General features: G+C 59.3%; 10 protein-coding genes. 5 read left to right on the top strand and 5 right to left on the bottom strand.

Features of this window, described 5'->3' with window-relative positions; all coding sequences use genetic code 11:
* Positions 1 to 5: 5 nt before the first annotated feature.
* From AC3WTM_RS21945 to AC3WTM_RS21930, 4 genes are all read right to left on the bottom strand, one after another.
* Positions 6 to 500, bottom strand: coding sequence for a hypothetical protein (locus tag AC3WTM_RS21945; RefSeq protein ID WP_102670950.1), 495 nt, complete (start codon positions 498 to 500; stop codon positions 6 to 8).
* A 145-nt stretch (positions 501 to 645) separates the two neighbouring features.
* Positions 646 to 1,167, bottom strand: coding sequence for a GNAT family N-acetyltransferase (locus tag AC3WTM_RS21940; protein WP_102670951.1), 522 nt, complete (start codon positions 1,165 to 1,167; stop codon positions 646 to 648).
* 84 nt (positions 1,168 to 1,251) lie between these two features.
* Positions 1,252 to 2,232 carry a LysR family transcriptional regulator gene (locus AC3WTM_RS21935; RefSeq protein ID WP_102670952.1) on the bottom strand — a complete coding sequence of 327 codons (981 nt, stop codon included), beginning with the start codon at positions 2,230 to 2,232 and terminating at the stop codon, positions 1,252 to 1,254.
* 73 nt (positions 2,233 to 2,305) lie between these two features.
* On the bottom strand, positions 2,306 to 2,746 hold the full coding sequence (locus AC3WTM_RS21930) for a carboxymuconolactone decarboxylase family protein (RefSeq protein WP_102670953.1): 441 nt from the start codon (positions 2,744 to 2,746) through the stop codon (positions 2,306 to 2,308).
* A 204-nt stretch (positions 2,747 to 2,950) separates the two neighbouring features.
* Here AC3WTM_RS21930 and pdxR point away from each other — a divergent pair, with 204 nt between their 5' ends.
* From pdxR to AC3WTM_RS21905, 5 genes are all read left to right on the top strand, one after another.
* Positions 2,951 to 4,384 carry a MocR-like pyridoxine biosynthesis transcription factor PdxR gene (pdxR, locus tag AC3WTM_RS21925; RefSeq protein ID WP_102670954.1) on the top strand — a complete coding sequence of 478 codons (1,434 nt, stop codon included), beginning with the start codon at positions 2,951 to 2,953 and terminating at the stop codon, positions 4,382 to 4,384.
* A gap of 123 nt (positions 4,385 to 4,507) precedes the next feature.
* A complete protein-coding gene (locus AC3WTM_RS21920; protein WP_102670955.1) occupies positions 4,508 to 4,801 on the top strand; it encodes a putative quinol monooxygenase in 294 nt (97 codons plus the stop codon).
* 240 nt (positions 4,802 to 5,041) lie between these two features.
* Complete coding sequence (locus AC3WTM_RS21915; protein ID WP_102670957.1) at positions 5,042 to 5,461, top strand: cupin domain-containing protein; 420 nt, start codon at positions 5,042 to 5,044, stop codon at positions 5,459 to 5,461.
* 228 nt (positions 5,462 to 5,689) lie between these two features.
* A complete protein-coding gene (locus AC3WTM_RS21910) occupies positions 5,690 to 6,403 on the top strand; it encodes an ATPase (protein ID WP_102670958.1) in 714 nt (237 codons plus the stop codon).
* Positions 6,404 to 6,548: 145 nt separating this feature from the next.
* Positions 6,549 to 7,124, top strand: coding sequence for a hypothetical protein (locus tag AC3WTM_RS21905; protein WP_102670959.1), 576 nt, complete (start codon positions 6,549 to 6,551; stop codon positions 7,122 to 7,124).
* A 90-nt stretch (positions 7,125 to 7,214) separates the two neighbouring features.
* On the opposite strand, the gene AC3WTM_RS21900 is transcribed toward AC3WTM_RS21905, so the two are convergent.
* Positions 7,215 to 12,113, bottom strand: coding sequence for an NAD-glutamate dehydrogenase (locus AC3WTM_RS21900; protein WP_102670960.1), 4,899 nt, complete (start codon positions 12,111 to 12,113; stop codon positions 7,215 to 7,217).
* Positions 12,114 to 12,339 lie beyond the last annotated feature (226 nt).

Raw genomic sequence — 12,339 nt, 5'->3', positions numbered from 1 at the left:
AGATTTCAGGCACGCTCTCGGGGAATCAGGCTTTGCAGTTGTTGCGCCAGGAAGTTTGCATCGAACTCAAAAGTGTCCGGGTCTTTCAAGCCATTGGTCTTGCGCCACTGCCAGCCAGCGGATGGCGGCAGGCACACCAGTGACACGCTGCCATAACGTGCTGCTGTAAAGCCCATCACCGCCACGGAAATCTGCCCGCCGACACCCATCACCTCCGGCACGAATTCCACCGGTTTGCCAGCGATCAGGATGCTCAGCTTTTCGGTCTTGAACGGCGAGGTCTCCACCGGAACACTCGGCCCCGACGCGACGTATACTTCGCGGTTCACTTCGAGCAGGTCAGGTGCCTTGACCGGTTCCAGCCACTGCTGGATCTGATCGAACAGCGCACCAATGCGCTTCGCCCACTCGGCCGATTGCGACTCGAACACTTGCTTTTTGTGCGCTTCGCTTTCGGCGTAGTGGCGAAGCATTTCGCCCAGTTGCTGTACATCGTCCATAGCGGTGTTCCTTTGGTTGAAGCGGTGTTGCGGATATCAAGCATGGCAGATGCGCGTGGCGGGCGTACGAGTAAAAGCGTAAGCGGTACTGCCACCGCCGGACTGAATGCGCAGGAGGCGGTGGCGTTCGCCCTGGGTGGCTGACTCAACCAGCCTTGGGCGTGCGGCGCAGGCGCGCCATGCTCAAGGTGTCCACCAGCACGCCGTCACGCACGGCATATTCACGGAACAGGCCCTCGGTTTCGAAGCCAAACTTGCGGTACAGGGAAATGGCCGCTTCGTTGTCGGCATACACCGAAAGCTCGATGCGCTGCAGATTCATCCACTTGTCGGCGATATCCAGCGCCGTCGCGAGCAGATTCGAGCCCACCCCCTTGCCCTGCCATGCCACCGCAACGCCCATGCCGAAACTGCCGGCATGGCTGCGACGAATGCGTGAGAACTGCTCCAGGCCAATGTTGCCGATAACCGTGCCTTGATGCAGGGCCACCACTTGCACCAAGCGTTCGTTATCCAGCGCCAGGCGACCGCGCCAGAGCTCGGTGGACTGAAACGGCATTTGCAGGGTTTGACGGGCGATGGCCGGGTCGTTGTACAGCGCCGCAACGCCTTCGATATGGGATTCGTTGAAGCGTTCGAGGGTAATGACGGGTTCGGTGGTTGGCATGGGTGAATCATCCTTGAAGCAGACATGGCCGTTCACTCTACAACGCGACGTTCGCGTGTGGCGCGAAACAATGTGGGAGCGGGCTCAGCTTTCGAACCACTCCCGGCGCTCGCTGAAAGTGTTTTCGATCAATTCGACGATCATCCGTACCTGCTCGTCGTCCCCGGAATCAGCATTGATCGCCATCCACACCTGACGCCGCATAGGCTGGTCAAACAGGCCCGGCAAGCCAATCAGCCCGCGGTCGAAGTGGCTCATGTAGTGCGGCAGCAGGCCGATGCCAGCACTGCAACGGATCATCTCCAGCATCAGCTCCCGGGATTGCAGTTGCACCACCCCGGCCGGGCGCTGATCCAACAGCGTATTCCATGGCCGGAAGCTTTCAACCTGGCCGTCCTGCCGCCATTGCACCAGGAGAAAATCGGCCAGGTCATCGAGGCATTCCGGCCTGGAGGCAACCCGCGAGTAGCGCTTGGCAATGTGCGGCAGGTAATCGAGTTGCGCCAGGCGCCGGGGTTCGGTGGTGGCAAAACTCGGTCCCGGTAACGGCGATCCGGTCTCGCCCAGCCACACCACCACGTCGGCGCTGACCGCCTGCAAAGCCAGCTCGCTGTCGAGCGTCATGATCTCCAGCCGAACGCTGGCGTTGCGCCGCAGCAGTGCAACCAGGTCACGTCCGAGAATGTCATGCAGGATCGAATCCGCCACGGCCAGGCGAATCAACGGCTGCTCGACCACCGGCAAACCGCGCTCATGGGCCAGGGCGATCAATTGTGCGTGCAAGCGCAAGCCATCGCGGCTGAGGCTCAAACCATTGTCGCAATGGTTGAACAGCGAACATTGGAGCTGCGTTTCCAGCAGCACCAGTTGCCTGCGCAGGCGCGTGGTCTTGATGTTGAGACTGCGGGCGGCCTGCATGAAGCAACCGCAACGGGCGCTGACGGTGAAACACAGCGCCAGTTCGGGGTCGATAGCTGCCGCCAACTGGCGCCATGACGCGTTTTTATCGATAGCTACACGATACTCCGCAGCCCCCAGGTGGGCGCTGGCTTGCATGAATGACATCGAGGACTCCCTGTCGATCTGACACTGACAGGTGCATCCTGCGGATCGTTCATGAACCTGCTGTGACAATGACTCAGGCGCTGGGTGTCTGCCGAAAGCTCACGGCCAGGCGATTCCAGCTGTTGATGGTGGTAACGGCAATGGTCAGGTCGACCATTTCGCTTTCACTGAACTGCTCTCTGGCTTGCGCGTAGACATCGTCCGGCACATGGCTTTCGGAGAGCAAGGTGACCGCCTCGGTCCAGGCCAGCGCGGCTCTTTCCCGAGGATTGAAAAAGTTGCTGTCGCACCAGACCACAATGGAATACAGACGCCGGTCGCTTTCGCCCAGGCGCCGTGCATCCACTGAGTGCATATCGGTGCAAAAGGCACAGCCATTGAGCTGCGAAGCACGAATCTTGATCAGGTGCAGCAGGCCCTGCTCGATACTCAGGCTGCTGGCCAGGGCCTCCATGGCGATCATGGCTTTCATCGCTTTGGGGGACGCGCTGTAGTAATCCAGACGGGGGTTCATGGGGCGATCTCGTGCAGGCGTGATGTGATCTTCACGGTAGTCGCTGGCGCAGGGGCATGACAGATCCAATCAGGCGATTTCCCCGGGGGCCACCGCCGCCAGACCAATTGACGGTTTTTCCACTGCACAACTTCTGTACAACAAGCGGATAAGAGTAATCTTGCGCGACGCACACGCGCCCAACAGCCCCGGAGCCTCGCCGGTATGGAACTACATGTTGTCATCAACGGTCGCAAGGACCTGGCCGGCCAGCTGTACAACCAACTGCGCAGCGCTATCGAGTCCGGTCGCCTGACCGCCGGGACACAACTGCCCCCCAGCCGCTTGCTGGCCGAACAACTGGGTATTTCGCGCAAGACCATTTCCGACACCTACGCCCAACTGACTTACGAAAACTTCCTCACCGGGGTGGTCGGCAAAGGTACCTATGTCAACGCGCGCTCGTCGAAGGTGCATCGTAAACAGAACCACACCGAACTCGGCGGCTTCGAGGTGATCGAGTACTGGCGCAACCTGCCGGTGTTTTTGCGTCATCCGACCCTGGAAGGCTCGCTGCGCTACGACTTCATTGGTGGTGCTACCAGCAAGGGCCAGTTTCCCCAGGATGACTGGCGGCGCTGCACCTCCCATGCACTGCGCCAGATTGCCGGTTCCAAGGGCTTATACAGCCAGCCCGAGGGCTTGCCGGCGCTACGTAACGCCATTGCGCAGCACATCGCGTTCTCCCGCGGGGTCAATTGTCAGGATGAGGATGTGGTGGTGTGCAACGGCGCGCAGCAGGCGCTGGACCTGATTGCCCGGGTGCTGATCAGTCCGGGCAGCCTGGTCGCCATGGAGGACCCCGGGTACCCGCCGGCGCGCCTGCTGTTCGGCACCCATGGCGCCACGGTCATTGGCGTACCGGTGGACGCCGAAGGCATTGTGGTGGACCAGATTCCTCGCGGCACGCGCCTGATCTACGTCACCCCTTCGCACCAGTTTCCGCTGGGCATGCCAATGAGTCAGGCGCGCCGGGAAGCACTGCTGGCCAAGGCCCATGAGTTGGGTGCGATTATCATCGAGGACGACTACGACAGCGAGTTCCGTTATGAAGGCCGCCCCACCGATTCCCTGCAAAGCATGGATGAACGGGGAATCGTCGCGTACGTCGGGACGTTCTCCAAAACCCTGTTACCGGAACTGCGGCTCGGCTATGGGATCCTGCCGCCAGCGATCCTCGAGGCCGTGATGCGCGCCAAGCAGCTCACCGACCTGCACACTTCGACCCTGCCCCAATGGGCGCTGGCCAAGTTCATCGCCGAAGGTTGCCTGCTCAAGCACATCCGGCGCTGCCATACGATCTATGCCGGACGCCGCGAGCGGATCCTGACGCGCATGGCAGGCGATCTTTCGCCCTGGCTGGAGGCGGTACCGTCCACTGCCGGCTTCCACATGGTGGTGATGTGCAAAGTGCCGATGGATATTCCATTGGTGATCGAACTGGCGAAAAAAGTCGAAGTCGGGCTATATGCCATCGATAGCTTTTTCTATCAGGAAACGCCCAAGGCCGGGCTTTTTTTCGGTTTTGGCGCCATCGAAACCCTCGACATCGACATCGCCCTGGACCGTTTGCGCGACATCCTGCAGCAAGTGGCCTGACGGATTGGCCTGCGGTTTTATCCGGGGATTGGCTATTGGCGGTCCCGGGGGTGGGGCCTATCCTGCATAGGCGTTATCCCTCAATGAGCAGGATTCGTCCGGCCTGATTCAGGAGTGTGAGCAATGTCCCATGAAGTGATCAATACCGTACAGGTACAAGCCGCCGCCGGGCGCTCGGATGAACTGGGTCAGCAACTGCAAAAGATTGTCGAAACCCTGCGTGAACTTCCCGGGTGCGAATCCTATATGGTCGACCGCTGCCCCGAGGACAGCAATCGCTGGACCGTCAGCGCCCACTGGCAATCGGAAGAGGCCATGCGATCGCATTTCAACTGCCCGCAAGTCCAGGGTTTCATCGACCTGATCGATTGCCAACTGGCCAACTCCGTCGACTTCAACAGCTTTCCAATCCGCTAGGCCCCCCCTTGTAGGAGCGAGCTCGCTCGCGATGGTCGTCAACGATAACGCGTGCTTCCTGGTTAAACGCGGTGAATCTGAATCCATCGCGAGCAAGCTCGCTCCTACAGAATTACCCCCCCGCTGGAGCGAGCTGCCCAGACATTGGTCCCCTGGCCTTCCCGAATATTGGCTGTTTGATTGCCCCTCGCGGCGGACTAGATTGGTTCCTGACCACTTATCCAACGCAGGTAATGATCCATGAACGTTTTGCGCTTCTGTGCCGCTCCCCTTGTTGCCCTGACCCTGACCGTCGGTGCCCCGGTATTCGCCCATGAAGCCGGCGCCCCCTCGGAAAAAGTCACGGTATTGCAGGATCACATGCTGAAAAACGTGCCGGGCAAAAAAGCACTGATGATCGAAGTCGACTACAAGCCCGGCCAATCGTCCATCGCCCACAAGCACGACGGTACCGCCATGGCCTACGTCCTGTCGGGGTCTGTCACCTCTCAGGTGAAAGGCGAGAAAGCAGTGACGTACAAGGCGGGCGAATACTGGTATGAAGCAGCAGGATCCGAGCATCTGGTATCGAAAAACGCCAGCGCTACCGAGCCTGCCAAGTTGCTGGTGTTCATGGTGTTGTCGCCGGACGAACAGGTGCTGGTCCCCCTGAAAAACTGATCGCTGAACGAACAGCCATAAATAAAAACGCCCAAATTTTCTATTCGGGCGTTTTTACTTCCCGGGGCAATTAACCCAACTTGTTTAAATCAAACAAAACTATAGGCCGGCTGATATCCACGCAATCGGCTGTTTCATTCTGCACTTCCCGCTTTAGTCTGGAACAACTGCCGATCAATTCCGGCAACTTCAATTTCCTTACTAATGTTGTTTCACTGGAGTAACACAATGAAACTTGCACTTGTCAGTACGCTTACCCTATCAGCTGCACTTTTGGCTGGCTGCTCGGTTCCCACCGCACCCTCCGCGGGGCCTTCGCTGGAAAGTGTGTTCACCGAACCGGTCGGCCGCAGCAACGCGACTCGTATTCCCAACGGCAGCAATGTGGCCCTGGGCGTGGTGTACAGCCAAAACACCCAGGCTAACCGTGCCTATCTACAGAATTACCAGGCCAATGCCGGCACGGGTTTCGGACAGAGCCTGCTGGTACGGGAGATCCACGACGCCTATGTCGCCACCTCCAGACCCGACCTCGCAGTAGATTGGGTCAAGGCCTCGCTTCATCGGCAATTCGGATCGGTCACCGTGTACCCGGACATGCAGAGCCTCAAGGCCGCGAAACCGGATGTGGTAGCCATTGTCGACAGCCGCAGCCAATTGATCACCTCGCGTAGTTCGGACGTCGAGTCCAAAGTCAGTGCCGATTTCTATGACAGCCAATTCAACTACATCGGCACGGCACAAGGTTATGACGCCAGAGCGCTCAGCCCGGTATGGGCGGACTATAAACGCAGTGAAGAGATTGTTGCCGATATTAACGAGCAACAAAACGTGCAAGTAAGGGCGCTGCAGAAGTTTGACCGGTCGCTCAGCAATTTATTGACCAGCCCGACAAGTAATGTCTCGATGATCGACACAGCGTCAGAGCTGAAACTGTATTAAGGCTGCGACAAATATTGTGAGTAAACCCCGACCGGGACAGGAAGGGTTTGCTCACAATCAATCAAGACCGCGACTTTTAAATAGCGGTATCTTCAGATCCGCGCTACAGCGCCAACCACCATTTTCTACAGACAAGGAAGTCCTCATGACTAAAGACCAGGAAAGATCCTTCATTGCCCGCATCACGTGCAATGGAATGAACATGACATTTTTTGACCAGATATTGAGCGCGAGTCATTTTGAACCTCAGAGACTCAAATCGCCGATCCCGCCCAATATAGTGTCTACCTTTGAAGCCTATGATCCTGCAAGCCGAACAATGCGCCCTGTAGGAGGCAGAAAACGGACGGCCATGGTCATCCACTTCAGGTGTTATGACGACTACTACAACATGCAGATTCTGAGTGAAGCGTACTATCAGAAATATTTCAGCCAGGGCGACCAAGGGGTGCTTGGCGCCTATCCGGCGGCCGGCGGTGATACCACCTCCTTCAATTTGCTGGATGGTTATCATCAGATCATTACACTGGATGATTTGAACGCCTCTAAAGCCAGCGTTTATTTGAAAGCACGTAACGCCGGAATTATCAGACAAGAAATCTGGCGTGATCCAGCGTACAGCAGGTGCTTTACCGATAAGACTGGCGACGCTGTCACGTTCGAGCTGGAAATTCTGGAAAGGCAGGTCTCTTCGCCTGCAAGCTCTACACCCTACAGCTGAGTTCCAAACATGGGCCGGCGTATTGTCTTGCCCCTTGAATGAAAAAAGCCCCGCATCTCTCGATGCGGGGCTTTTTCATTCAACGCCTGATCAGGCAGCCGGTTCCAGCTCGGCGGCGGCGACGGCGGCAGGCACCACCGCTTGACCGCTCAACGCCAGGTCCAGCAGTTCGCGGTTGGCCACCGCGTACATGGCGTAGTCGGTACCGCTTGCGGCACGGATTTCCACCAGCATGGCACGCCAGCGCTCGATCATGCCTTCATGCTGCTGCATCCACAGGTCCAGGCGTGTTTCCACCTCCTGGGAACCGTCGCCCTGTTGCAGGACCGAGATGGTGATCGCACGTTGCTGCCAGTCGACGTCATCACGGAACGCTTCACGGGCCAGCGCCTGCCAGTTGTTTTCAACCGGCAGAGCGCTGATCTGTTGCAGGTACCAGGTGATGTCCAGTGCACTGCCCACGGCGAAGTAGGCCTTGGCCACGTCGGCAGGGTCCTGGCCGGTCACGTCGGAAGCCTCGATGATCGGCAGCAGCGTATACAGGTGCGTGGTGCCAGCCACCATGCGCGCCAGCAACTCCGGCACACCGGCTTCGACGTACGCCTGATAACGGGTCTGCCAGGTTTCGCGGATCTCGCCACTGAGCAATTCGTCGAGTTTGAGGCCCAACGCCGCCAGATGTGGACCGAAGTGCGCGACGTCACGCGCAGCGTTCTGCTCGTTGCGACGGGCACGCAGGAACCAGCGCGTGGCGCGACGGCCCAGGCGCATCAGCTCGTCCATCAGTTCCAGTTGTACGTCGGCGGAAACCTTGTAGTCCAGGTTTTCAATCTGACGGAACCAGTGCGGGAGATGGAAAATGTCACGCACGATCACATAAGCACCGGCCACGTTCGCCGGGCTCATGCCGGTCGACTCTTTGAGTCGTTGAACGAAGGTGATACCCATGTGGTTGACCAGATCGTTGGCAATCTGGGTGCTGACGATTTCACGCTTCAGACGGTGACGACGCATCGCCGCGGAGAACTTGCTTACCAGTGTTGGCGGGAAAGCGGTTTCCATGTCACGGGTCAGGTAATCGTCGTCCGGCACCAGGGAGCCCAGCAACTGCTCCTTGAGGTCGATCTTGCTGTACGAGATCAACACCGACAGCTCGGCACGGGTCAGGCCATGGCCTTCGGCGATGCGCTCGTTGATCGCTTCTTCGGCCGGCAGGAACTCGATGGCGCGATCCAGCTTGCCGCGACCTTCCAGGTCATTCATCAGGCGCTTGTATTCGGCAATCCGCGGCAAGGCGCGACGGGCTGCCAGGGACAGGGCCTGAGTCTGCTTGTAGTTGTTGCCCAGCACCAGGCCACCGACTTCGTCGGTCATGCTCGCCAGCAACTCGTTGCGTTGCTTGTCGGTCATGTCGCCGGCCTGAACCACTTCGTTGAGCAGGATCTTGATGTTCACTTCGTGGTCGGAGCAGTCCACGCCACCAGCGTTGTCGATGAAGTCGGTGTTGGAACCGCCGCCATTGAGGCCGAACTCGACGCGCCCCAGTTGGGTCATGCCCAGGTTACCGCCCTCGCCCACGACTTTGCAGCGCAGTTCGTTGCCGTTTACCCGCAGTGCGTCGTTGGCCTTGTCGCCGACATCGGCGTGGCTTTCGCTGCTGGCCTTCACGTAAGTACCAATACCGCCGTTCCACAACAGATCCACCGGTGCCTTGAGCAAGGCGTTCAGCAGTTCGGTCGGGGTCAGCTTTTCGGCCTTGATATCGAAGCGTTCCTGCATTTGCGGGGAAATCGCAATGCTCTTCGCGCTGCGCGAGAAGATGCCGCCGCCTTCGGACATGAGGCTGGTGTCGTAGTCCGACCAAGCCGAACGAGGCAGGTCGAACAGTCGCTGACGCTCGGCGAAGCTCGACGCCGGCTCAGGGTTCGGATCGATGAAAATGTGCAGGTGGTTGAACGCTGCGACCAGTTGCAGCTTGTCGGACATCAGCAAGCCGTTACCGAACACGTCACCGGCCATGTCGCCGACACCGACCACGGTGATGCTGTCTTCCTGGACATTGATGCCGCGCTCGCGGAAGTGGCGCTGTACGCCTACCCACGCGCCCTTGGCGGTGATGCCCATTTTCTTGTGGTCGTAACCGGCCGAACCACCGGACGCAAACGCGTCACCCAGCCAGAAACCGTAGTCGATGGCGATGCCGTTGGCGATGTCGGAGAAGGTCGCAGTGCCCTTGTCCGCCGCTACGACCAGGTACGGGTCATCGTCGTCATGACGCACGACGTTGGCCGGCGGCACCAGGGCGCCGTCCTTCAGGTTGTCGGTGATGTCCAACAGACCCGAAATGAAGATGCGGTAGCAGGCGATGCCCTCGGCCGCGATCTCGTCACGGCTGCCGCCCAGTGGCAAGCGACGCGGCAGGAAGCCGCCCTTCGCACCCACCGGCACGATGACCGAGTTCTTCACTTGCTGGGCTTTTACCAGGCCCAGGACTTCGGTACGGAAGTCTTCTTCACGGTCGGACCAGCGCAGGCCACCACGGGCCACGTTGCCGAAGCGCAGGTGCACGCCTTCGACGCGCGGCGAGTAAACGAAGATTTCGAACTTCGGTACAGGCTTGGGCAGCTCGGGAATCAAGTGCGGGTTGAACTTGAAGCTGAAGTACGACTTGTTATGGCCGTTGGCGTCAGTCTGGTAGAAGTTGGTACGCAGGGTGGCCTTGATCAGGTCCAGGTAGCGACGCAGGATGCGGTCTTCGTTCAGTACCTGAACGTCGTCCAGGGCGCTGTGAATCGCGTGTTCCAGGCGTTGCTGCTTGTCTTCCAGATCGTCGCCGGACAGCTTGCGCGCCAGGTAGAAGCGGGTCTTGAACAACCGCGTCAGCTCGCGGGCAATGTCGGTGTGGTTGTTCAGGGTGCTGGCGATATAGCCCAGGTCGAAGCCCAGACGGATTTGCTTCATGTAGCGGGCGTAGGCACGCAGCAGTGCCACGTCGCGCCATGGCAGGCCGGCGGTCAGTACCAGACGGTTGAACCCGTCGTTCTCGGCATCGCCACGCACGATGTGGACGAATGCGTCCTGCAGCGTGTCGTTGAGCTGCTGGATGTCGAGTTCCAGGCCCTCGGCGGCAGTGAACGCGAAGTCGTGAATCCAGAATTCGCGGCCATTGTTGTGGCGCAGGCGATACGGGAACTCACCCAGCACGCGCAGGCCGAGGTTTTCCAGGATCGGCAGCACGTCGGACAGCGCCAGCGGGGTATCGGCGTGGTACAGCTTGCAGTGCAGCATGCGCTGACCGGAAACCTGACCCAGCGGCTGGTAGAAGCTCATCACCAGCGGATTTTTTTCGTTGAGGCTCAGCAGGTGCTGCATGTCGACCACAGCCGAGTGGGCTGCGAAACGTTCGCGGTAACCGGCCGGGAAGCCTTTCGGGAAGTCGGCCAGCACGTTGGTGCCATGGGCTTCACCGAAGCTTTCAACGGTCAGGGCGGCGTAGTCGTCCTGCCAGCTTCGGCAGGCCTGCACCACTTCTTTTTCCAGCAGCAGCGGGTCGATATCGAGGCGGTTCTTCGGGTCGACGCGCAGAATCAACTGCACGCGGGCCAGCACGGACTCGGAGAAGAAGGTCCAGAACTCGCAGTCCGAGGCTTTCAGGCGATCCATCAGTACCTGCTGGATCTTCTGGCGCACTTCGGTGGAATAAATGTCACGCGGCACGTAGGCCAGGCAGTAGCAGAAACGGCCGTACGGGTCTTTGCGCAGGAACACGCGAATCTTGTTGCGTTCCTGGATCTGCACGATCGACATCACGGTGCTGAACAGCTCGTCCACCGGGGTCTGGAACAGATCGTCGCGCGGCAGCACTTCGAGCACCTGCGCCAGTTCCTTGCCCAGGTGAGCCTTGGCCTGGAAGCCGGAACGGCGTTCGATTTCCTCGACCTTGCGACGGATGTACGGGATCACCCGCACGCTCTCGCCATACACCGACGAGGTGTACAGGCCCATGAAACGGCATTCCTTGATGACCTTGCCGTCGGCATCGATTTCGCGGATCGACACGTAGTCCGGGTAAGCCGGACGGTGTACACGGCTTGGGTGCGCGGCCTTGGCGAACGACAGCAGGGTCGGTTCGCGCAGGTAGTTCACGGCGTAGTCTTCGATGCGCAGGTCATCGTAGGTCAGGCCGGCACGCAGCAGCTTGGTCAGGCCCAGGAAGGAGTCCTTGTCGTAGACGATATGGCCGCCATCGGCTTCATCGCTGACCACGAACTCTTCATAACCGAGGAAGGTGAAGTGGTTGCCCACCAGCCATTCCAGGAAGCTCTTGATTTCGTTCTTCTCGTCGCCATCGACGGCGAACTGGCTGTTGTCCAGCTTGGTCAGGATGTCCTGGACCTTGGCCTTCATCGGCTCGAAATCGCCGACGGCCACGCGGACTTCACCGAGCACCTGCTCCAGCTCTTTGCTGAGCACAGTGAGCTCGGCGGTGTTGGCGCAGCGGTCGATCTCCAGGTACATCAGCGATTCTTGCTGAATGCCGTCGCCCTGGGTGCCTTTAGGCAGGATTTCCAGCAACTCGCCCTTGCTGCCACGACGCACGCTCAGCACGGTGGTTTGCAGGGTATGGATGCTGTAGCCGCGGCGGTTCAGCTCGGTACGCACCGAGTCCACCAGGAAAGGCAGGTCGTGGTGCAGCACTTCGACCGCGGTATGGGTCGACTGCCAGCCGTGGCGTTCGTAATCAGGGTTGTAGACGCGCACTTGCGGCTGCGCGTGATCAAAGCGCTCAAGCATGCGCCATGCAGAAAGGGTGCAGCCAGCAAGGTCGGACAACCGACGCTGGGTCAGCTCGTCAAGGGAAATGATGCCGAAGAATTGTTCAGAAAACAGCGCCACTTGTGGCAGTGCCTGTTCACTGATGTGCTGCGCCAGTGCCGCTTGCAGTTGGTGCTGGAAGTCGGCTTTGCTGGCTGCGGTGAAGAACGCCATCTGTGGTACTCCGCTTGGGCTTGTTATTGATGAAAGCGTCGCGTGCAAAACCCCTTTCGGGGTGGTCCGTCACCCGGTTCCTGATTCTCGGGCAGAGGAAACAGGGTGACAGGTGGGTGAAGCTGGACGAGACACTCAGGTCACATTCACCTTCCGTGAATGGGCATCTGCAAAAACGACTGGACTGCGTGCAGCGCAATGTCTTTACGGGTGCTCATCCGTTGCG

The sequence above is a fragment of the Pseudomonas sp. EU05-FHT14B02 genome (assembly GCF_058791055.1).
Note: the sequence above shows the minus strand (reverse complement) of the source record. Positions and strands in the feature narration are given on the sequence as shown.